We start from the raw sequence: 19796 nt of genomic DNA on the forward strand, positions 1-19796 counted from the left end.
CCACGGTGGGATAGCGATGCCGACGCGTCGTTCAACTCCGGGACCGAGAGCTGATAGCGTCGGGCTTATGTCCGCGACGGCCCGACCAATGCCCGTGACAGAACGCGCCCCGGAGTCAGTGACAGTGCAGCGCGACATTCCGTTCCATGAGGCGGGTGGCGAGACGCTGACGCTCGACCTGTACGACGCAACGGCGGCCAGCGGCCCGAAGCCGGTTGCCGTGCTCGTCCGAGGTGGCGCGTTCACGTCTGGCGACAAGGGCGAGTTCGCCCGGCACGCGCTTGATCTCGCCGCGGACGGCTTTCTGGTCATCGAGCCGCAGTATCGGCTCGCACCGGAATGGACGTTCCCAGCGGCGCTGATCGACGTGAAGGCCGCTATCGAGTGGGCACGGACGGAGGGAGAGAGCTACGGCGCGGACACCGACCGAGTTGTCGGCATCGGCCACTCCGCGGGCGCAAACCTCGTTGTTCTGGCCGCGCTGACGGCAGATGAGCCCGGATTCGAACCCGAACTGTACCCCGGTTCGTCCTCGGCACTGTCAGTCGTCGTCGGCTATGCTGGCGTCTACGACTTCCACGCGCTCGACACTGCCACTGACGTCCCAGCGGGTGAGGGCCATCGAGCGTATCTCGGCGGCGGGCCCGACGGTGAACCCGCAGCCTACGACCTCGCCTCGCCGGTCGCACAGGTGGATATCGACGCCCCGCCGACGCTGCTGCTCCATGGGACCCACGACGACGTCGTGCCGCCGGCACAGTCCGAATTGCTGGCTGATGCCCTCGGTCCCATGACCGATGTGGTCCACGAGACGGTGCCGTCGGACCACGGGTTCCCGTTCCACGGCGCTCACTACGACGACGTGTACGAACGGACCGTCGAGTTCATTCGGCGAATCGGAACCGACAGTCCGGGCACTGACGGCCCAGGGGGCACAGGCGAGGACACCGGCTTGCCCGACAGCAATCTGCCAGGATCGACCGACCGCATTGACGACCTCGGGTCGGGGGATATTCGCGGCTCGGATCGCCGCAACGGCCCCGGATTCTGACGGGGCAGGTCGAAAAGTTAAGTAGCTCCCAAAAGTGAGATAAGATACCAATGGCCATAGACCCGGAGTTCGAGGAGAACCGCGACGTTGTCGAACAGCATGACGGACACGATGTCTGGGGGCCAGTCGACGAGCCCGAGGATCTCGGCATCCACGGGACACACGTCGCCGTCGACTTCGACATCTGCATCGCTGACGGCGCGTGCCTAGAGGACTGCCCCGTCGACGTGTTCGAGTGGGTCGACACGCCGGACCATCCGGAGAGCGAGATCAAGGCCGACCCGGCTCACGAGGACCAGTGCATCGACTGTATGCTCTGTGTCGACGTGTGCCCGGTCGACGCAATCGACGTGGACCCGGGCCGTGCCGGTCGGATCTGAAGCTACCAAACTCCTGTTTTCGCGGGATTGCAGTATTCTACACCTCGAATACATACGACCTGTAGCTATCGGCCCGTCGACATACTGCGCATTGCCCGGACTCTACCTCCCCTGAGATGGAGCCGCCGACCTGTCACTCGGATTTGTAAACATACATTTATTATAGATTCTTGTGTGAGATACACTCACGAGGGTCATGGTACCATGCACACAGTTGTTATGACAAAGGGCGTTCCGGACTTCCGTGAGGGACAGGTATCGTTCGACGAGGAGGGCCATCTCGAACGGGGAAAGACACCGACGGTGATGAACCCCAACGACAAGCACGCACTCCGTGCGGCGTTCCAGACGAAAGTCCGCAACGGCGGCCACGTCTCGCTGATGAGCATGGGGCCGCCGGGATACAAAGAGGTCCTGCAAGAAGGAATGCGGGACGTGTACGCAGACGACCTATACCTCCTCTCGGACCGCGAGATGGGGGCCGCGGACACCTGGGCGACTGCAATGACTGTCGCCACCGGCCTCCAGAATCTCGATGAGCAGCCCGATCTGGTGTTTGCTGGATTCAAGACGGCCGACGGCGAAACGGGCCACACCGGCCCACAGACCTGCTGGTGTCTGGACTGGCCGATAATCACCCACGTTCTCTCGCTCGATATCGACGAGGATGCTGGCACCGTCCGGGCGAAGCGGCTGGTCGACGGCGACATCTCCGAGATTGAAACGGTCGAAGCGCCAATGCCGTGTTTCATTGTCGCCGACCCCGAGTTCGAACCGACCTATCGGAAGGCGAGCCACCGACTGAAACACAAGGACCTCCGTGAAGAGACTCAGGAGCGGGCCACGGGGTACGAAGAGTACCTCACGGTCTGGGACCACGAGGATCTCAACCTCGACCCGGACTACATCGGTCTCGACGGGTCGCCGACCATCGTCTCCGGCGTCGACCCGATTCCAAAGGCTCCCTCGGAGCGAGAGGCGACGGTTATCGAAGCCGACGAACGCGAGGCACTGGAACCGGTACTGGACGAACTCACGCCGTACGCGGCGGGTGACTAACCATGCCTGATATCGACCCCACAGAACACGAAATCGCCGAGCTCGGGCCGAAACTCAAAGATGTCGATGATGCCGACGAACTGCGGGCGATGCTGGCGCTGGAGGAAGATGGTGAGGACCGAATGCCCGTCAAGACGCTCATCGAGGACCGTATCGAGAAGGTCGAAAGCGACGACGACGGCGAGACCGACCCGGAAAGCGTCGACCTCTCCGACCTCACCGTCGCTGACGTGGCGAACATGGTCAGGGACGTCGATGACGCCGATGTGCTCCGGGACCTGATCGAACGCGAGAAAGCAGGCCAGGACCGGAAGACAGCGAAATCCCAGATAGAGAGTCGAATCGAATCGGTCGAGGGAACCGAGGAGGCCGAAGGCGAGGAGGTGACAGAGGTCGAGTACGTCCCACCGGAGGAGAAGTACCCCGAACTCGACCACCCGACCAACGACAAGCAGTGGGTTGAGGGCACAGTCGGCGCAGAGTACCGCGATATGTGGGTGTACTGCGAGACGCAGGCCGGCGACTTGGTGGACGTTTCGAAGGAGATGCTCGGGAAGGCTCGCGAACTGATGGACGACTACAACGCAGCGTACGACGAGGAGGAGCGTGTCGTCGCCGTGCTCATCGGGGCCGACGCCAGCGACCACATCGACGATGTCATCGCCTGCGGCGCGGATCTCGTCGTCTATCACGAGGACGACCGCCTCGAGCGCTTCCGCCATCAGCCCTACACCGAAATCATCTGTGACATGGCTCGTGCCGGTGGCGACCTCGCTACCGAGGGGCGAGAGGAAATCGAATGGAAGGACTACCACGAACCGCGGTATGCCGTCTTCCCGGCGACGAACAACGGTCGGGACCTCTCGGCGCTCGTTCAGGGTGAACTCGACTCCGGATTAGCGTCGGACTGTTCGGGGTTGTACATCGAGAGCGCGATGATCTCAAACCCCGCGAAGGTCGGCACCGCCGGCGACAAGAAGGAGTTCGAACGGGTGCTACATATGAAGCGCCCGGACTTCTCCGGGTTCGAGTACTCGACGATTCTCTGCATCGACAAACCCCACCGGGATTTCCACCCACAAGGGGCGTCGGTGATTCCGGGGAGCTTCGAGATGCCTGACCCCGACTACGAGCGCGACGGCGAGGTCATCGACTACGAGATGGACCTCGATGACAACTGGTTCACAGTCGAAGTCGAGGAGTACGATCGCCTCTCCGGCGGCGTCGACCTCACCGGCAACGACGTTATCGTCGCCGTGGGTCGCGGTATCGGTGACGATCCGACGCGGGGCATCGAGCAGGCACTGGACCTCGTTGACGCCTTCGAGGACGCCGACCTTGGGCTCTCGCGTGGCGTCATCACTTCGTCGTACTCCTTCGACGGCCACGTCGAGCAGTACGTCACCGAGGAGCGCCAGATCGGCGAGTCCGGGCAGGAGGTCGAACCGGACGTGTACATCGCGGCGGGCATCTCCGGCGCGATACAGCACAAGGTCGGCTGCGACGAGTCCGACACGATCATCGCAATCAACACTGACCCGGACGCCGATATCCGCGACTTCTCGGACTATCTCATCGAGGGCGACTTATTCGAGGTGTTGCCGCAGTTGACCGAGGCGGTCGAGGCCGGTGAACTGGGTGCGATGATGGAGGCCAGCGATGACTGACGCCGTTGAGGAGTACGAGGCCGTCGTCGTTGGCTGTGGTCCGGGCGGGGCCGCCGCGGCGGCGACACTCGCGCGGAACGACGTCGAGACGCTCGTCCTCGAACGCGGCGTCGATGCCGGCTCGAAGAACGTCTCTGGCGGGCTCATATACGCCGAAGAATCGGCCCCATACACTATCGACGGGCTGTTCCCGGACTTCCGCGAGGAGGCGACCGAGCGGCCGGTGACAGAGAATATGATTCACAACATCGCCGGCGACAAGGTGAAATCCTTCGACATCGGCGACCTGCACCACCACGACACGGCGTGGGCCGACGCAGTGCTCCGTCGGAAGATGGACTCGTGGCTCGCCCAGCAGGTCCACGAGCGCACCCGCGAGACCGGCGGCGGATTGCTGACCGAGGTCCATGTCACCGGCTTGCTCCGCGAACGGGGCGAAATCGTCGGCGTGACGACCGAGGAGCTAGACCCCATCAAAGCCGACATCGTCGTGGCGGCCGACGGCGTCAACTCCGAACTCGCCCGGGACGCCGGGCTGATGGACTGGGACGAGCCCGAGGAATGGTTCCAGGGCGTCAAAGCGGTCGTCGACATGGAGCCGGAGGTCATCAACGACCGCTTCGACGTGGCTCCCGATGACGGCGCGGCCCACCTGTTCTCCGGCGACCTGTTCGACGGCGTCCGCGGCGGTGGCTTCCTCTACACCAACGAGTCCTCGCTGTCTATCGGCACTGTGTTCCACCTCGATTCTATCGCCGAGGAGCGGGCGGAGCCCCACGAACTGCTCGACAGCCTGCTCACGCATCCGCTCATGGCCCAGTGGCTCGGTGACGAATACGACGAGCGCGAGTACAGCGCGAAACTTGTCCCGGACTCGAAGAAAGCGGCCCATCCCTCGCCACACAAGGACCGGCTCGTGCTGGTCGGCGACGCCGCCGGCCAGATGCAGGCCCAGGGCCCCATTATCAAGGGGATGAACCATGCGGTCACTGCCGGGGCGCTGGCCGCCGAGGCCTTCGCCGACGCGAGGGCACGAGACGATCCGTCTCAGGCCGGCGACCTGTACGAGAAGAAACTCCACGACGAGGGCGTGATGGACAAGCTCCGGCCGACCGGGTACAGGGTGTTCGGGCAGCTCGGCGAACTCGGCCCCGTCGACGACTTCTCGAACGCTATCGCCGACTCCGCCGTCGGCCGGTTCGGGGTCCGCGCGGCAGCCGGACTGCTTGAACGGGCCTACTCGTCGCCGCGCATGGTGTCGATGATTCCTGACACTAAACTTCCCTACGTGACGCTACCGACTGTCATTGCCGAGGAGCTCGGCGAGCCGGTAACCGATGAGAACACCGTCTCACCACCTGACCTGGGTGACCGCATCGGCGACTTGACCTACGACGTAGACGACCCGCACATCGAACTGGTCGACAAGTCATTCGAAGCCTCGGGCACCGCCGTGACGGCCTGCCCGGTCAGCGCCGAGGACTTCGGCGGCGGCTGTTACCGCGACGAGATGGTCCAGACCAACGGAAGCGAGGAACACCTCGTGAGCCTCGACACCCAGCCCTGCGTCGAGTGTGGTACCTGCGCCATCGTCGCCGACACCGAGTGGGAACACCCTGCCGGCGGGAAAGGCGTGGAGTTCAACCAGGGGTGACCCGGTCGGTGATGAGCGGCCAGTACGACGACCGTGTTCGGGCGCTCGCGCGCCGGGCCGAACAGGTCCACGAGTCGCTGGACCCCGACCCGCCAGACGAGGAGCGCGCGATGGAAATCCTTCGGGACGGGTTCGGACCCACGGTAGCGCTATACTGTGAGGCCCGGACCGGCGGGTCGTGGGTCCGGTTCTCCGAAGCGGAATTCGAGCGGCTGGAACGGGCGATGAACGACTGGCTTGACTGCTACGCCGCCTGCTACGGCGTGGAGTTAGCCGGCACCTACAGCGTCAGAGCGGCCGCAGAACTGCTCGTCGATACCCATAACGCCCGTGACGTGGCAGTCCTTTTGACCGGTGTTCCGGAGCAGTAGCTGCCGTTTACTGAGATATACATGGTTTTTGATAAAGGATTAAGTACTGTGTCGTGGTAGCAGATAACATGGAGTTAACAGAGCCACTGCATTTCGATCACGAGGACCGACGGGACATCTACGAGTACGTCGAATCGCACGGGTCTGTGGAGCCGCGAGCCGCTCGCTCGGCGCTACAGATGGACCCGCGACCGTTCGGCCACCACGTTGCGATACTCAAACGCGACGGCGTACTGGAGGAAATCGACGGTCAACTCCGCGTCGCCTACAACGATACCGTCGAGGAAGAGTTCGAAGCCGACGACATCGAGTTCACCATCCGTCAGGCGCGACAGGAGGACCTGACCGGTCTCGTTGGGGCCATCCGGGCCGCGATCGGCGGCGGTGAGTACGTCGATGCGGAGACCGTCGCCGACGTAGTGGACAGCGAGGGCGTGTTGCTCCGGCACAACGAACTGGAGTCGCGCATCTTCTTCGTCGCCTGCATCAACGACGACGTGGTCGGATGGGTCCATCTCAAACATCCCGAAGTTGAGAAGCTCAGCCACACGGCAGAGCTGACGCTTGGCGTCCTTGACCGGTATCGAGGCCACGGCATCGGCTCGCAGTTGCTTGCCCGGGGCACCGAGTGGGCGGCGTCGAACGGCTACGAGAAACTGTACAACTCTGTCCCATCGACGAACGAGGATGCGATCGAGTTCCTTGAAGGCCACGGGTGGGACACTGACGCCATCCGCGAGGACCACTACAAGTTCGGCGACGAGTACGCCGACGAGGTGATGATGGAGATCGACCTTTAATTCGGCCCCAGCGCCCGAATCGTCATCCGAGCCAGCTCCCCGTCGACCTGCTGTGGCACAGTTAGCAAAAGCCGGTCGATGACATCCCTGTCCGCAATCTTATCCCGTTTCTCCCGCGCCTGTTCCGGCGTCCCAGCGATGCCGAGGTCGGCCGTCATTTCGTCGGTGACGAGCTCCGTCGCCTCGCCGCGGTCACCCGCCTGCCAGGCGTCGGCGATGCGCTCCGCCCGGTCCGGATACGTCTCCGCAACAGCCCGGCGGTACCCCTCGCCGCTGCCGACGTAGTAGGCGATGTGCTGTCGGAGCTCCTCGGTCGCCTGGTCGGGGTCCTCATGGACCACTGCCGGCACGTACGGCGCGACGGTGATGTCGTCCGGGTCGCGGTCAGCGTCGCGTGCTGTCTCCGCAATGTAATCGAACGCCGACTCCAGTTCGGAGAACGCAATCATGTGCGGCAGCCAGCCGTCGGCGAGTCTGGCGACAACACGCCTGTTCGCCGGCCCGAGCGCGGCGTGGTACACCGGTACGTCACGGTCTAGCGGCGGAACCCCCCTCACCGATACTACCTCGCCGTCGTAGGTCACTCGCTCGTCGCTCGTCATGAGCCGTTTGATGATATCGATTGTCTCGTGGGCGCGACGGACGGGGCGCTCGAACTCTGTGCTGTGCATGTTCTCGATGGACCGGGCTGTGCTCGTCCCCAGCCCCAGCACTGCTCGTCCGTCCGACACCCTGTCGAGGGTCGTCGCTGTCATCGCCAGCACGGCCGGTGACCGCGAGAAGACGTTGAGTATCGCGCTGCCAATTTCGATATCGTCGGTCCGTGTCGCGATATCCGTGAGTTCGACGACGGAGCTAGCGCCCCACAGTTCGTTTAGCCAGACCGAATCGTAGCCGTGGTCTTCGGCTTCGACGGCCAGGTCGATTGTGCTGTGGTCATCAACGCGTGGCACGACGACTCCTAGATGCATGCTGTGACCGACTGCTGGAAACCTAATAAAGAATCGTGTTGGTTCTGTTCCACTACTTCACAGCTACCGCCGCGCTCACTCCTGCCCGATCATCCGCTCCTGCTCTTGCCAGTACTCCTCTCGGAGTTCGTACTTCTGGATCTTCCCGGTCGCTGTTTCAGGAAGCGAGTCACGGAAATCGATGCCTGCGGGGACCTTGTAGCTCGCAACGCGTTCTCTGAGGAATTCGAGAATATCCTGTTCGGTCGCGTCGCTGTCGGCCGTTGGGACGACAATTGCCATCGGCGTCTCGCCCCAGTCCTCACTCGGTGCCGGAATGACCGCGGCTTTCAGCACATCGGGGTGATCGTACAGTTCGTCCTCTAGTTCGATCGAGGAGATGTTCTCGCCGCCGGAGATGATGATGTCCTTCCGGCGGTCCATGATCTGTATCATCCCGTCCTCGTCCCACGTCGCGAGGTCGCCAGTGTGGAAGTACCCTTCGACGCGGTCGTTGAACGCCTCCTCGGTAATATCGGGCTTGTTGAGATAGCGGTCCATCACCTGGTTGCCCTGAACCACGATCTCACCGATGGCCGTCCCATCGCGTGGCACGTCGGTGCCGTCCTCGTCGACGACCCTGATGTCGGTACACAGCGCCTGAGACCCCTGCTTGACCTTGATCTCACGGCCCCGTTCAGCGATACGCCGCGGGGAGTTGCTGGTCGTGATGATCGGGGCCGTCTCGGTCAGGCCGTAGATGTGGATGATGCGCCAGCCGAACTCGTCTTCGACGCGGTCGATGGTCGCCGTCGCCGGAGCACTGCCGGCTGTCGCGATTCGCACGTCGCGGTCACCCTGCGTCACTACGTCGCCGTCGTTGGCCCGGTAGTGCTGGATGAGCTTGTTCAGCACCGTCGGCGCGCCACACATGAACGACACGTCGTACTCGCGGACCCGGCGGAAGGTATCCGCAGCGTCGAAGGTCCGCTGGCAGACGTGCGTCCCGCCGGTCCCGGTGATGGCGTAGGTGTGGCCCCAGCCGTTGCAGTGGAACATCGGGAGTGTCCAGAGGTACGTGTCATCGTCGCGTATCTCCATATGCTGATTGAGGACCAGCGAGTGCCAGCTTTCGGTCCGATGGGTCCTGACCACGCCCTTCGGGTCCCCCGTCGTTCCGGACGTGTAGTTGATGCTGGCGTCGTCGTCCTCGGTCATGTCCGGTCGGTCCGGTTCGGCAGTCGGCTGCCCGTCAAGGACATCGCTGTACCCCTCCCATTCCCCATCGATACGGTCGGGCTCGTAGCCGATGAACGTCTCCGCAGGGATGTCATCCCGTACTGGCTGGATCTTCTCCGCGAAGTCGTAGTCGGCGATTACTGTCGCGGCTTCACAGTCATTCAGAATGTACTCGATTTTTGCGGGATCGAGTCGGTAGTTCAGCGGGACAAAGACTGCGCCGAGTTTATTCGTCGCGTACAGCGTCTCGATGAAGTAGTGTGTGTTCGGCGCGAGGAGAGCCACGCGACTCCCCTTCGAGACGCCCCGGTCCGACAGCGCGTGTGCCAGCCGGTTGACCCGTTCGTTCACCTCCGCGTACGTGTACTCGGTGCCGTCATGGGCGATGATCCCGGTAACGTCGTCGTATATGTCTGCTGCACGGTCGATGAAGTCGGTGGTGAGCATCTCGCGTTTCATGATAACACGCCTCAATTGTCGTATTCAAACCCAATTATTATTATATTTTCTTCGTGAACGGTTGACAACCTGTTGATTCGATACCCACGTGTAAATTAAATCGTCAATTCCGACGACAGCGGTCTATGGCCACCTGTCTTCGTGGCCGTCCATCGGCGCTGGGACGACGCCGTCCTTCTGCGCCCAGACGCGAGCGTGGGCCGGACACACTTCTCGGTTCGCCTCCCAAGGGATGTGGAGTTCGACCGCGGCCTCATTCTCGCAGCTGTCCTCCGCACACTGTGTCATAGGAGCGCGACGGCAATCATGGTAACCAGTATCGACGCCGTCAGCAGGGCCTGAACGACGCCGGAGGCCAGCATCCCGACGGTGGTTACCAGCGCGGCCTTCGCGCTCCCCCTTGCGTCCTCCTGCCGATAGAACTCGACGACGAACACCGTTCCAGCGACGCCCAGCAGGATGCCGAGCGGGCCGGTGACGAAAAAGAGGACGAGCGCCACGACGCCGGCGAGGGCTGCTGTCCAGTTCGACGCCCCGCCGACGCGCGCGGCGACGGCTCCGCCCGCGATGTCGACGGCCCACGTCAGCAGGCCGACCAGCGTCAACAGGGCCAGTAAGAGCGTTCCGGGGTCGGTCATGCCGCTGGCGATCCAGTACAGGTACACGCCGGCGAGCGAGACGAGCGCGCCGGGAACCTGGGGCGTGAGGCTACCGATGACACCGCCGACCAGTAGGGCGAACGCGAGTACAAACAACAGCGTTTCGAGGCCAAGCAGGCTCATAGGTGTCTATCGAGTTCCTCCTGTACCCAAGGGTCGCCGTACAGACGCGTCAACCTTTCGACTATTCCGCCGAGCGTGCGCATGCACTCACGCTCAGAGACGAACGCCAGTTCCTCGGTGACAGTTGACCATGGATGTGCCTGCAAGACCTTTCGGACAAGCAGGCGTTTCTCCCGCGGCGAGAGCGCGGTCGCGTCGGCTGGGTGCGACAGGTGTCGACGGGTGAGTTGACGGAACGGCTTCGGGTTCGTGTCGAGGACCGACGCGCCACCGGGGACGCCGGCGACCAGCCGCCATTCCCACTCCGAGAGCGATACCGGCCGCTCGCCGTCGGTCGCTCGAAGCACGGCCCGAACCACGTCGGGGTCACAGTCGTCGAGTGGGTCCGACAGCACCGCCGCGATTCGGTTCTGAAACCACTCCCCGTGGCGCGCCGCGAGCGCCGCCCCGTCGTCGGAACAGGGGTCGAGCATTACCACGGAGTACTCGCCGCTGGTCGCGTTCCGCGAGGTTGCGAGGTGGACGGTGTTGTAGCCGTTGTCCGCCCAGAAACGGACGAGTTCCGGCGTCGCACCGTAGCTGACCCCGAGCCAGTCCACATGGTCGGCGAACTCCGCTCTGATTTCCGAGAGGAGTTCGGACCCGAGTCCGCGGGACCGGACCGCAGCGTGGGTCGCGATGCGGAGGACCCGCTGACCGACCGGGATTCCGGCAGCTTCGTCCCGGAGTTGCGTCGACAGCACGTCCGGGAGCATGTTCCCGCGGACCCGTCCACCCTCGTACATCGTGGCCCGCGTGTCAGCCGAGAGGCCGCCCTCCTGTGCCAGCAACGCCACTGCAACGACGTGGCCTTCGTGGGTTAGCGCCCGGACAGTGAGATTGGGGGCGTCGAGCAGTCGGGCCAGGTCCGAGGGTTCCGTCCGGTAGTGCGCCAGCACGAGCAGGCCGAAGACCTCCCGGAGCAGGTGCTCGTCAGCGAGCAGGTCGGCTGCCGAGAGCCGGCGGTACTCCACGGTCTCTGGCGTCGCATCTGCGATAAGCTGGTCGACCGGCGGGCGAGCGTCCAGCAACAGCGCCCGGAACGCCCACACCTCCACGGGGTCGGCGTCCCCGTATCGAATGGGCGTCGTCATCGACACGTCGGTGACGGCGAGGTCGCTTTCCGCGAGGCGGTCACGGAACCGGACGGAGAAGCCCCGGCCTGCCCCCTCGTAGCCGTGGACGGTCGTGGTGAAGGCGACCGCCGGCGCGTCGAGGAACTGTTCGAGTCGCCGGACCGGCAGGGCCGCGGCCTCGTCGACGATGACCACGTCGGGACCATCCGGAAGCGATGCCGCTTCGTCCGGTGGCGCGTACCGCACACAGCCCGCCCCTGCAACGCTGAGCCGCTGGGGGTCTGACGAACGGTCGCGCGTCAAGGCGACGCCGAGCGTCTCCAGCAGATGTCCCGCCCGCGCGAACACCTCGGCGGCGCTCCGGTACTGCGGCCCGGTCACCAGTACGTCCCTGTCCGCCGCGGCGAGGTTTCCGGCGGCCAGCCCGGCGGCACTTGACTTCCCCCGCCCTCGGTCCGCCTCGACCACGACTGCCTCGCCGTCGTCCCGCAGGGATTCGAATGCCTGGACCGCGTCCCGCTGGTCGTCGGTGAGACACTGAGCGTAGGTCTCGGAGCAGAACCACGCGTCGGTGGGTAGTGTCGGGCGCGGAACCGGACGGCTCGGTGGCGGGTCCGTCAGGCCGTCCTGCTCGATAGTGCCCGTGTCGGCGTCGACGATGGCAACACCTCGGTGTGCTTGCAGTGTCTCGACGAACCGACGGCGGAAGTGCCCGCTCACGTCCTCGACGCCGAAGGGCGGGACTGCGAGCGAGGCGTCGAACCCGTCGCTTTCTTCGGGCCACGTTTCCAGTGGTGGCGCGAGGAGGACGTAGAGGCCGCCACCGTCGACGGCACCGACGGTGCGCCCGACCGCATCCGGTCGTAGTTCCTCGTGCGCATCGATGATGACAGCCGTCCGCGTCCGACCGAGAAGCTCCTCGGCGCGGGACTGCTCGTGGTGTTCACAGTCGAGAAACGATTCCGGGCCGACGACAGTCGTTTCGGCGCTGGAGATGCCTGCCGCGTCAAGCGCTGCTGCCGCTCGCTCCCGCGTCCGGTCGGGGTCGCCCGCCAGCACGAGCAGCCGGCGCTCGTTCGCACGGCGGGCCTCCGCTCGGAGCGAGCGCGCGATGTCCATACCGGTGGTGGCGGACGAGCCAGTATGGACCTGACGGTCACGGTGCTCTCCAGGTACGCTTTTTATTGGACCGGACACAGTCGCCGGCATGGCTCCCCTCCAGACCCCGCTCTGTTCCGAGATCGGTATCGACCACCCAGTCGTGCAGGCACCGGTCGGGAGTGTCTCGACACCGTCCCTGGCCGCGGCAGTCGCGGACGCGGGCGGCTTCGGGATGCTGGCGATGTCGTGGCGTGAGGCCGACGCGATCCGTGACGCGTACACGGACGCTGCAAACGCGACTGACGGCGTGGTCGGCGTCAACGTCGTCCTCGACGAATCGACGGGCGTGCTCTCGCCGTCGGCGTGTCTCGATGCCTGTCTGGACGCGGGCGCGTCGGTCGTCTCCTTCTCGTTTGGCGATGCCGGGCCGTACATCGACCGGGTCCACGAGGTCGGCGGGACGGTGATGGTCACGGTTGCCAGCGCTGCCGAGGCCGGGGCCGCCGTCGACGCCGGGGCCGACGTAGTGGTCGCTCAGGGCCGGGAGGCTGGTGGCCACGTCCAGAGCGACGTGACGACTTTCGCGTTGCTCCCGCGGGTGGCTGACGCGGTTCCAGTCCCGGTCGTTGCGGCCGGCGGTCTCGGCGACGGGCGTGGGCTTGCGGCGGCGCTGACGCTCGGAGCCGATGGCGGCTGGTTCGGCACTCGGTTTGTGGCGACCGAGGAATCGGGCGCGCACGAGACATATCGGCAGCGAATCGTTGACGCGCCTGAGACGGCGACACGGTTTACCGACCTGTTCGACCGGGGCTGGCCGGACCAACCACACCGAGTCCTCGAAACCGACGAGGTTCGACAACAGGCCGGACACGACTCGGATGAACTGGACGACGCCAGCGACCCCGAACAAATTGCACAGATGCCCGACGGCGAGCCGATTAGTCGGATTGCTGATATGCCCCCGCTTGCGGGGATGTCCGGCGATGTCGAGGCCCTGCCACACTACGCCGGCCAGAGCACTGGCCTCACACAGGACGTACGGCCCGCCGGTGAGGTGGTGGCCCGTCTCGTCTCGGACGCGCGGGCCGCGCTGGTCGATGCGTCGGCGGCCGCAGAATAGGCAGACCCCCCGACAGCACCTGTGTGGCGGGCTGGCACGCGATTTCGGCTTCGAAAGCGCTTTTAGGGCCGGTAGCACAGAATGGTGTACAGCCTGCGCCGAGTTGATGATGCTCCCAGCCTTTTCAGGATACACACCATCACGGTGTGACGGGCCTCGCGGCCCGGACACGGCGGGGGAGCCTGAGCTCGCGCGCAGGAGGTGAACATACAAATGCCAGTATACGTAGATTTCGACGTTCCCGCGGACCTCGAAGACGACGCCCTTGAGGCGCTCGAGGTTGCCCGGGACACAGGCGCAGTAAAGAAGGGTACAAACGAGACGACCAAGTCCATCGAGCGCGGCTCCGCCGAGCTCGTCTTTGTCGCTGAAGATGTCCAGCCCGAGGAAATCGTCATGCACATTCCGGAGCTTGCCGACGAGAAGGGCGTTCCCTTCATCTTCGTCGAGCAGCAGGACGACCTCGGACACGCCGCCGGGCTCGAAGTCGGCTCGGCCGCCGCAGCCGTCACCGACGCCGGTGAGGCTGACGCCGATGTCGAGGACATCGCCGACAAGGTCGAGGAGCTTCGGTGAGGTGACCTCGGATGAGCGCTGAGGAATCCGAAAGCAGCGGTTCCACGCCCGCCGAGGTTATCGAAGTCGTGGGCCGGACGGGGATGCACGGCGAGGCCATGCAGGTCAAGTGCCGCATCCGCGAAGGCGAGAACCAGGGGCGCATCATCACGCGCAACGTTCTCGGCCCGGTCCGCGAAGGTGACGTGCTCCAGCTCCGCGAGACGGCTCGCGAGGCCGACACCATCGGAGGGCAGTAACCATGCCCCGGACACGCGAATGTGACTACTGCGGCACGGACATCGAACCCGGCACGGGCACGATGTTCGTCCACAAGGACGGCGCGACCACGCACTTCTGTTCCTCGAAGTGCGAGAACAACGCCGACCTGGGCCGCGAGGCCCGCAACCTTGAATGGACTGACACCGCACGCGGTGACGCCGGTGCGGTCGAGGACGAGGCTGAAGACGTCGAAGCTGACGCTGACGAGGCAGAAGCGGACGCTGAGGCGGCTGCGGACGAGGAAGCAGACGCTGAAGAAGCTGCTGCCGACGCCGACGAGGCCGACGCAGATGCTGAAGACGAGGCGGACGAGGAAGCTGAGGAGGCCGAGGCCTGATGTCCGAGCACGAGCGCACGTTCGTGATGGTCAAGCCTGACGGCGTCCAGCGCGGCCTCATAGGAGATATCGTCTCCCGCTTCGAGGACCGCGGCTTGAAGATGGTCGGTGGCAAGTTCATGCAGATCGACCAGGAGCTCGCCGAGGAGCACTACGGCGAGCACGAGGACAAGCCGTTCTTCGACGGGCTTGTCGACTTCATCACCTCCGGGCCCGTGTTCGCGATGGTCTGGGAAGGTCAGGACGCGACCCGGCAGGTCCGAAACATGATGGGCGAGACTGACCCCGCCGAATCGGCTCCCGGCACCATTCGTGGTGACTACGGGCTCGACCTCGGTCGGAACGTCATCCACGGCTCCGACCACGAGGACGAGGGCGCAAACGAGCGCGAAATCGAGCTGTTCTTCGACGAGGGCGAACTCGTCGACTGGGACCAGATCGACTCGTCCTGGCTGTACGAGTAACGTCAGGTCGACCGCTGCGTTTTTTCGAGCACAACCACCTTGAGGGCGGCGTCCGTACCGCTCAGTATGAGCCTGACGCTCTACCAGCTCGACGGCTGTCCGTATTGTGAGAAAGTCGCCGACCGACTGGACGAACTCGGCATCGATTACGACAGCGTCTGGGTCGAGGCGTTGCACTCGAAACGCGACGAGGTGAAGCGGGTCTCCGGTCAGCGGGGGGTCCCGGTTCTGGTTGATGAGGACCGCGGCGTCACGATGGCCGAGTCCGACCGTATCCTCGAGCTTATTGAGACGACTTACGCGCCCGAAGCCCAGTCAGCGTAGAGATAGCGAGCGGCCGCGCCGAGGCTCGCAAATACCAGCGGGAGGAAAAACAGCAGAATGAGAAGCCACAGCACTGCCGGTGCAGCCTGCCCTTCGCCCCCACCATCGAACATGACCGTCCGAACAAACACGAAGCTCCCGATAAACCCAGTGACGACGTAGCCAAAGCCGATACCAGTCCCGACGAGCGCCGCTTCCTCGAGCAGGCTGTCCGACCGGGCATCGCCGCGATAGCGCTCGAACAGCGCGCCGACGACGAGCAGCGAGACAATCGGAATCAGGAAATAGACTATCGGCGGGATGCTTGCACCCTGTGCGCCGTACAGGACGTTCCGTGCGGCCGAGCCGTACACCTCTGCGTCCGATGCCGTCACCAGCGTCGGCACGTGGTGGGCGTTGTACAGCACGAACCCGTACTGGACTAGTCGGTCCGACAGTTCCGGCAGGTCGACCGACGACGGGCCGACGAGAAACAGCAGGGCGACGAGCAGATACTCGACAGCCAGCGTCCCGACTGCGACGCCGGCGGCGCGGAGCCACGGAAACGTTCGGAGGCTCTCAGCTAGCAGGTGACTCTCCGGCTGTGGCTGTTCGGCGGTCGCAGTCGGTGGTTCGTCGACCAGCGACTCGTCGACCGATGCTCCGGCCCCGTCGTCGCCCGCCTCGTCGGTCCCATGTTCAGTCACGTCTAGCCGTATCAACTTCAATGACGAAAAAAAGGGTTCCGGTGGTTGCTACTCTGACTCGAAGTCAAGCGCCGCGCCGTTGATGCAGTACCGCTTCCCGCTTGGCTCCGGTCCATCATCGAACACGTGACCCAGATGACCGCCACACTCGGCACAGATGACTTCTGTTCGCTCCATCCCGTGGCTGTTGTCCGCCCGTGTTTCGACGTTGCCTTCCTGATACACGTCCCAGAAGCTCGGCCAGCCAGTTTCTGATTCGAATTTCCTGTCGCTATCGAATAGTTCTGTCCCGCAGCCGGCACAGGTGAATACGCCCTCGTCCTCTACATCGATAAGTTCGCTGCTGAACCGCGGCTCTGTTCCAGACTCGCGGAGGATTCGGTACTCTTCGTCGGAGAGTATGTCGCGCCACTCTTCGTCGTTGTCCGGGAGTTCTTCTTCGGATTCACTCATGCTCTGCCGTACGCCCTCCAGCGGTAAAAGCGTAAAGCCAGGGGTGGGATTTGAACCCACGAACTCTCGATTACAAGTCGAGTGCTTGGACCACCCAAGCTCCCCTGGCACGGTTGCATACCTGCGTTGTGTGGGGACCGTTTAGAGAGTATCGTTTTCGGTCGGCTTTTCGAGCTCGATCCGGTGTGGTGCGTAGCCGTGTGCGCGGTAGAACTGTCGGGCGGACTCGTTGTCTGCCATCGCTTCCAGCGCAAGGATATCTGCACCGGCCTGGTGGAGTAGCTCTTCTCCTGTAGCGAGCAGTTCGCTGCCGATTCCCTGGTTCCTGTGGACCGGTTCGACGAAGATATTCTCGATGATACCCCGCGTCTCGTCTTGTTCGTACCGGCCGCTGTCGATGGTCACCATGACGAACCCGACGACGTGCCGGTCTATGCGAGCCAGACAGACGTTCTCGGCGACAACGCGCTGTACGACTGTCTCTCGGACCGCGGTTCGGTTCCGGTCTCCGAACAGATGTGATCCGTGAGCACGCTGGCTCTCCGCCAAGTGGACCCACAGGTCAACGATGGTGTCCACGTCATCCATCGAGGCGGTGGCGATTTCCACAATGTTACTCCGTGTCGTACGGTCAAAACAGTTCGGCTACGCCGTCGTATCCGTCCGCTGCAGTGAGGGAGACCGGTTGAAGTGGCTCAGACGTCCCGGCAGTCCGCACAGAGAAGCTGCCCGTTGAACGAGGCCAGATCCCGTGTAAACGTGCTGCAGGCGGAACAGATGCCCTGACTGTCGAACGAATCCTCGGCGGCGGACTGCATTCCGTCGGTTGTGGCTTCCTGACCGGTCGTCGCAACTGTCGAGGTCTGTTCGACGACCTCTGTCGACTCGCTCTCTAATCTCGCAGTCGAGAGGATATCGTGCTCGGTCAGTGTCCCGAGCGGCTCTCCGTCAGCCGTTACCAGAAGGAACTCGGCGGAGCGTGTCGCCATCCGGTCCCGTGCCGCCGGGAGTCCAGCATCGGGACCGATTGTCGGAATGGATTCACGCATCACGTCACCGACAGTGGCAGTCTCCGGGTCACCACCGTCAACGATATATGCCAGCACGTCTCTGTCCGTCGCGACGCCGACTGGTTCGTTCCCCCGTAATACGAGAATCGGGTGCTGATCCTCTCGGATCAGCAGCTCCGTCGTTTCAAGGAGGTCGTCGGACTCGCTTGCGCCGACGTACTCTCTATTCATAACCTCCCGCACAGTGACCTCACCGTTCATGTGTGTAGTTACCACATGACCGGTCTAAAAGATACCTCCACTACGTTTATATCGCGTGGTTCACAAGTTATTCACTTGTCTCGGTTTCGATGGTGACGGCCTCGCCAGTCGCTCGACAGGTTTCTAGCGCATGCTTGGCGTCCATCCCGGCCGTCGCTGCCGTCCGCCCGCGTCCGACACCGACTTTCAACTCTACGTCGACCGCTTCACGAACGTGATTAATTGCGTCGTGGTAGTCGGCTTCATCCAAGTCCGGACAGACTGCGATGACGTTGTCGCCGCCGACGAAAAACGACAGCGAGTCGTGGGCCTCGCGCATATATTTCATGAGCGCTGCATACCCCTGTTCGATCTGAATGAACGTGTCGAACTCGTTGAGCTGGTCGGTGTATTTCTCGGTGGCGTCATCGACATCGAAATGCGCGAGTTGTACGTCTGTGGGCTTCTGGAACTGCTCGTCGATCGTCTGGCCGCGTAGCACTTCTCGTCGACCCTTGTCCTGGGCACTACCGGCCTCCTGAAGTTGTTCCGTCGCCGTTCCCAGCGCCGAGACGGGTGTCGTTCCCGTCGCGACAGAGAGGCTCATCGTCACCGGGTAGCGATTGCCGACGGATTCCTGAATGAGCGCGTGTGCGGCCTCATCCAGTCCATTCGTCACGGCAATCATGTTGTCGAACCGCGAGAAGAAGATGTAGCCGTCGCGGTTCCCGACCAACTGTGCGAGGTCAGCGTACAACCGGGACTGGAGCGTCTGCAAGTCGACTTCACGGCGGGGCTCAGGCGTCACAGTCCACGGCCCGTAATTATCAATCTGTATATGGGTGATTTGGGTGTTGGTCACTGTCCATCGTTCGTTTAGAAGCAACGGGTATTGCTCTGTCGAAATTAACCGGCAGAATGGACTGAAGGCCGGTCCGACCGGTGTTGGATTCCAGATATGCGAGCCGATTCAACGGGGGTCAGTCGCTACTGCATCACGTCGCTGGATCTCGACAGTTCCGACCATCGAATCGTACGCGACAATATCTGTTGCCGTCAGTTTCGGGAGGTGATCGGTAAACAGTTCCTCGGTGAGTTCGTCCCTGTCAGTGTCTGGGATCGCCGCTGGTTCGGTGTCACGCTCGGCCGCCAGAACCGCTGCTGCGAGGTCTGACACGACCACTGGCTCATCGCGGTCAGCCAGTATTGAGAGCGCCTGCCGGCGAGTGTTGTCCGACAACAGGTCAGCAACAACCTCTTCGGGAAGTCCCTGCTCGGTGCGGTCGCCGCTTGAAGATGTCGTCGCCATACGCGACGCTACACCGGCCTCCCACAAGTATGTGTCGTGCCCACACACTACACAATCAGGCCTGTTCGAGTCTGTACGGCCACCAGTCTGCCTCGCGCAGCGCGCGCCCAAGCGATTTGTGGAAGTCCGGGAAGTCCTTGAACTCCTCTTGGTCGACGTATTCGAAGATGTCCGCCACGCTGACGACCGTCTCGTAATCGATCCGAACCGGGTGATCTCCGTACTGTTCGACATACTCCTCGGCGGTCAGCGGGAAGTCCTCGTCCTCGTCAACTTTCTTCGCCAGCACAGCGTGGCCGTACTTTCGCCGGCCCTCGCTTCCTTCCTCGCCGTCCGGATCGTGTGGCCAATCCATACGCGACTCTCTGGACACTGGCACAAAAAGGGT

General features: G+C 63.4%; 25 protein-coding genes and 1 tRNA gene. 13 read left to right on the top strand and 13 right to left on the bottom strand.

The genetic code is table 11. From position 1 onward, the window contains the following. Window positions 1–88 precede the first annotated feature (88 nt). The 7 genes from RBH20_RS03005 to RBH20_RS03035 all read left to right on the top strand — a co-directional run bounded on the left by RBH20_RS03005 (window position 89) and on the right by RBH20_RS03035 (window position 6982). Entirely contained in the window at window positions 89–1051 is a 963-nt protein-coding gene (locus RBH20_RS03005; protein WP_306705359.1) for an alpha/beta hydrolase, read from the top strand. Between the two features lie 50 nt (window positions 1052–1101). Then, window positions 1102–1431: a ferredoxin family protein gene (locus RBH20_RS03010; RefSeq protein WP_306705361.1), complete on the top strand. Its 330-nt coding sequence runs from the start codon at window positions 1102–1104 to the stop codon at window positions 1429–1431. Between the two features lie 204 nt (window positions 1432–1635). Next, complete coding sequence (locus RBH20_RS03015) at window positions 1636–2490, top strand: electron transfer flavoprotein subunit beta/FixA family protein (RefSeq protein ID WP_306705363.1); 855 nt, start codon at window positions 1636–1638, stop codon at window positions 2488–2490. A gap of 2 nt (window positions 2491–2492) precedes the next feature. After that, on the top strand, window positions 2493–4157 hold the full coding sequence (locus RBH20_RS03020) for an electron transfer flavoprotein subunit alpha/FixB family protein (RefSeq protein ID WP_306705365.1): 1665 nt from the start codon (window positions 2493–2495) through the stop codon (window positions 4155–4157). Further along, window positions 4150–5811: an FAD-dependent monooxygenase gene (locus RBH20_RS03025; protein WP_306705368.1), complete on the top strand. Its 1662-nt coding sequence runs from the start codon at window positions 4150–4152 to the stop codon at window positions 5809–5811. The genes RBH20_RS03020 and RBH20_RS03025 overlap by 8 nt, the downstream gene beginning before the upstream one ends. 11 nt (window positions 5812–5822) lie before the next feature. Then, window positions 5823–6182 (top strand): hypothetical protein, encoded by a 360-nt coding sequence (locus RBH20_RS03030; protein ID WP_306707459.1) that lies wholly within the window; start codon window positions 5823–5825, stop codon window positions 6180–6182. 68 nt (window positions 6183–6250) lie between these two features. Beyond that, window positions 6251–6982 (top strand): GNAT family N-acetyltransferase, encoded by a 732-nt coding sequence (locus RBH20_RS03035; RefSeq protein ID WP_058997003.1) that lies wholly within the window; start codon window positions 6251–6253, stop codon window positions 6980–6982. Here RBH20_RS03035 and RBH20_RS03040 read toward each other — a convergent pair. From RBH20_RS03040 to tmcA, 5 genes are all read right to left on the bottom strand, one after another. Next, on the bottom strand, window positions 6979–7953 hold the full coding sequence (locus RBH20_RS03040; RefSeq protein ID WP_306705371.1) for an LLM class flavin-dependent oxidoreductase: 975 nt from the start codon (window positions 7951–7953) through the stop codon (window positions 6979–6981). The genes RBH20_RS03035 and RBH20_RS03040 overlap by 4 nt on opposite strands. 75 nt (window positions 7954–8028) lie before the next feature. Beyond that, a complete protein-coding gene (locus RBH20_RS03045) occupies window positions 8029–9630 on the bottom strand; it encodes a class I adenylate-forming enzyme family protein (RefSeq protein WP_306705373.1) in 1602 nt (533 codons plus the stop codon). A 123-nt stretch (window positions 9631–9753) separates the two neighbouring features. Continuing rightward, on the bottom strand, window positions 9754–9918 hold the full coding sequence (locus tag RBH20_RS03050) for a hypothetical protein (RefSeq protein ID WP_306705375.1): 165 nt from the start codon (window positions 9916–9918) through the stop codon (window positions 9754–9756). Continuing rightward, on the bottom strand, window positions 9915–10412 hold the full coding sequence (locus tag RBH20_RS03055) for a DUF456 domain-containing protein (protein ID WP_306705377.1): 498 nt from the start codon (window positions 10410–10412) through the stop codon (window positions 9915–9917). The genes RBH20_RS03050 and RBH20_RS03055 overlap by 4 nt, the downstream gene beginning before the upstream one ends. Then, a complete protein-coding gene (gene tmcA / locus RBH20_RS03060; protein WP_306705379.1) occupies window positions 10409–12736 on the bottom strand; it encodes a tRNA(Met) cytidine acetyltransferase TmcA in 2328 nt (775 codons plus the stop codon). The genes RBH20_RS03055 and tmcA overlap by 4 nt, the downstream gene beginning before the upstream one ends. Between tmcA and RBH20_RS03065 the strand changes: the two genes are divergently transcribed. The 6 genes from RBH20_RS03065 (at window position 12735) to RBH20_RS03090 (ending at window position 15710) form a co-directional block, all read left to right on the top strand. Further along, on the top strand, window positions 12735–13748 hold the full coding sequence (locus tag RBH20_RS03065) for a nitronate monooxygenase family protein (RefSeq protein ID WP_306705381.1): 1014 nt from the start codon (window positions 12735–12737) through the stop codon (window positions 13746–13748). The genes tmcA and RBH20_RS03065 overlap by 2 nt on opposite strands. A gap of 213 nt (window positions 13749–13961) precedes the next feature. Then, on the top strand, window positions 13962–14324 hold the full coding sequence (gene rpl7ae / locus RBH20_RS03070; RefSeq protein WP_004593501.1) for a 50S ribosomal protein L7Ae: 363 nt from the start codon (window positions 13962–13964) through the stop codon (window positions 14322–14324). Between the two features lie 11 nt (window positions 14325–14335). Then, window positions 14336–14563: a 30S ribosomal protein S28e gene (locus tag RBH20_RS03075; protein ID WP_004516764.1), complete on the top strand. Its 228-nt coding sequence runs from the start codon at window positions 14336–14338 to the stop codon at window positions 14561–14563. A gap of 2 nt (window positions 14564–14565) precedes the next feature. Further along, on the top strand, window positions 14566–14922 hold the full coding sequence (locus tag RBH20_RS03080) for a 50S ribosomal protein L24e (RefSeq protein ID WP_306705387.1): 357 nt from the start codon (window positions 14566–14568) through the stop codon (window positions 14920–14922). After that, window positions 14922–15386, top strand: coding sequence for a nucleoside-diphosphate kinase (gene ndk / locus RBH20_RS03085; RefSeq protein ID WP_306705389.1), 465 nt, complete (start codon window positions 14922–14924; stop codon window positions 15384–15386). The genes RBH20_RS03080 and ndk overlap by 1 nt, the downstream gene beginning before the upstream one ends. Before the next feature lie 66 nt (window positions 15387–15452). Next, on the top strand, window positions 15453–15710 hold the full coding sequence (locus RBH20_RS03090; RefSeq protein WP_306705391.1) for a glutaredoxin family protein: 258 nt from the start codon (window positions 15453–15455) through the stop codon (window positions 15708–15710). Here RBH20_RS03090 and RBH20_RS03095 read toward each other — a convergent pair. The 8 genes from RBH20_RS03095 to RBH20_RS03130 all read right to left on the bottom strand — a co-directional run bounded on the left by RBH20_RS03095 (window position 15683) and on the right by RBH20_RS03130 (window position 19763). Then, window positions 15683–16396 carry a hypothetical protein gene (locus RBH20_RS03095; RefSeq protein ID WP_306705393.1) on the bottom strand — a complete coding sequence of 238 codons (714 nt, stop codon included), beginning with the start codon at window positions 16394–16396 and terminating at the stop codon, window positions 15683–15685. The two genes, RBH20_RS03090 and RBH20_RS03095, sit on opposite strands and share 28 nt — an antisense overlap. 48 nt (window positions 16397–16444) lie before the next feature. Further along, a complete protein-coding gene (gene msrB / locus RBH20_RS03100) occupies window positions 16445–16849 on the bottom strand; it encodes a peptide-methionine (R)-S-oxide reductase MsrB (RefSeq protein WP_306705395.1) in 405 nt (134 codons plus the stop codon). Window positions 16850–16884: 35 nt separating this feature from the next. Then, window positions 16885–16958: transfer RNA gene (locus tag RBH20_RS03105), tRNA-Thr, on the bottom strand. A 32-nt stretch (window positions 16959–16990) separates the two neighbouring features. Continuing rightward, on the bottom strand, window positions 16991–17458 hold the full coding sequence (locus tag RBH20_RS03110) for an N-acetyltransferase (RefSeq protein ID WP_306705397.1): 468 nt from the start codon (window positions 17456–17458) through the stop codon (window positions 16991–16993). An 86-nt stretch (window positions 17459–17544) separates the two neighbouring features. Next, complete coding sequence (locus RBH20_RS03115) at window positions 17545–18120, bottom strand: CBS domain-containing protein (RefSeq protein ID WP_306705399.1); 576 nt, start codon at window positions 18118–18120, stop codon at window positions 17545–17547. A gap of 67 nt (window positions 18121–18187) precedes the next feature. Then, entirely contained in the window at window positions 18188–18961 is a 774-nt protein-coding gene (locus RBH20_RS03120) for a GTP cyclohydrolase III (protein ID WP_306705402.1), read from the bottom strand. A 108-nt stretch (window positions 18962–19069) separates the two neighbouring features. Continuing rightward, window positions 19070–19408 carry a hypothetical protein gene (locus tag RBH20_RS03125; protein WP_306705404.1) on the bottom strand — a complete coding sequence of 113 codons (339 nt, stop codon included), beginning with the start codon at window positions 19406–19408 and terminating at the stop codon, window positions 19070–19072. Window positions 19409–19463: 55 nt separating this feature from the next. Next, window positions 19464–19763, bottom strand: a complete 300-nt coding sequence (locus RBH20_RS03130; RefSeq protein WP_306705405.1) for a DUF5785 family protein — start codon at window positions 19761–19763, stop codon at window positions 19464–19466. Between the last annotated feature and the right edge of the window lie 33 nt (window positions 19764–19796).

Source organism: Haloarcula sp. H-GB4 (assembly GCF_030848575.1).
Classification (GTDB): domain Archaea; phylum Halobacteriota; class Halobacteria; order Halobacteriales; family Haloarculaceae; genus Haloarcula.

Coding starts and splice junctions, on each gene's coding strand:
- RBH20_RS03055 (WP_306705377.1), bottom strand. CDS start 10,412: ATGAGCCTGCTTGGCCTCGAAACGCTGTTGTTTGTACTCGCGTTCGCC.
- RBH20_RS03030 (WP_306707459.1), top strand. CDS start 5,823: ATGAGCGGCCAGTACGACGACCGTGTTCGGGCGCTCGCGCGCCGGGCC.
- RBH20_RS03020 (WP_306705365.1), top strand. CDS start 2,493: ATGCCTGATATCGACCCCACAGAACACGAAATCGCCGAGCTCGGGCCG.
- RBH20_RS03125 (WP_306705404.1), bottom strand. CDS start 19,408: ATGGCGACGACATCTTCAAGCGGCGACCGCACCGAGCAGGGACTTCCC.
- RBH20_RS03045 (WP_306705373.1), bottom strand. CDS start 9,630: ATGAAACGCGAGATGCTCACCACCGACTTCATCGACCGTGCAGCAGAC.
- RBH20_RS03035 (WP_058997003.1), top strand. CDS start 6,251: ATGGAGTTAACAGAGCCACTGCATTTCGATCACGAGGACCGACGGGAC.
- ndk (WP_306705389.1), top strand. CDS start 14,922: ATGTCCGAGCACGAGCGCACGTTCGTGATGGTCAAGCCTGACGGCGTC.
- rpl7ae (WP_004593501.1), top strand. CDS start 13,962: ATGCCAGTATACGTAGATTTCGACGTTCCCGCGGACCTCGAAGACGAC.
- RBH20_RS03065 (WP_306705381.1), top strand. CDS start 12,735: ATGGCTCCCCTCCAGACCCCGCTCTGTTCCGAGATCGGTATCGACCAC.
- RBH20_RS03025 (WP_306705368.1), top strand. CDS start 4,150: ATGACTGACGCCGTTGAGGAGTACGAGGCCGTCGTCGTTGGCTGTGGT.
- RBH20_RS03005 (WP_306705359.1), top strand. CDS start 89: ATGCCCGTGACAGAACGCGCCCCGGAGTCAGTGACAGTGCAGCGCGAC.
- RBH20_RS03015 (WP_306705363.1), top strand. CDS start 1,636: ATGCACACAGTTGTTATGACAAAGGGCGTTCCGGACTTCCGTGAGGGA.
- RBH20_RS03075 (WP_004516764.1), top strand. CDS start 14,336: ATGAGCGCTGAGGAATCCGAAAGCAGCGGTTCCACGCCCGCCGAGGTT.
- RBH20_RS03050 (WP_306705375.1), bottom strand. CDS start 9,918: ATGACACAGTGTGCGGAGGACAGCTGCGAGAATGAGGCCGCGGTCGAA.
- RBH20_RS03010 (WP_306705361.1), top strand. CDS start 1,102: ATGGCCATAGACCCGGAGTTCGAGGAGAACCGCGACGTTGTCGAACAG.
- RBH20_RS03090 (WP_306705391.1), top strand. CDS start 15,453: ATGAGCCTGACGCTCTACCAGCTCGACGGCTGTCCGTATTGTGAGAAA.
- RBH20_RS03040 (WP_306705371.1), bottom strand. CDS start 7,953: ATGCATCTAGGAGTCGTCGTGCCACGCGTTGATGACCACAGCACAATC.
- RBH20_RS03080 (WP_306705387.1), top strand. CDS start 14,566: ATGCCCCGGACACGCGAATGTGACTACTGCGGCACGGACATCGAACCC.
- tmcA (WP_306705379.1), bottom strand. CDS start 12,736: ATGCCGGCGACTGTGTCCGGTCCAATAAAAAGCGTACCTGGAGAGCAC.
- RBH20_RS03130 (WP_306705405.1), bottom strand. CDS start 19,763: ATGGATTGGCCACACGATCCGGACGGCGAGGAAGGAAGCGAGGGCCGG.
- msrB (WP_306705395.1), bottom strand. CDS start 16,849: ATGAGTGAATCCGAAGAAGAACTCCCGGACAACGACGAAGAGTGGCGC.
- RBH20_RS03115 (WP_306705399.1), bottom strand. CDS start 18,120: ATGAACGGTGAGGTCACTGTGCGGGAGGTTATGAATAGAGAGTACGTC.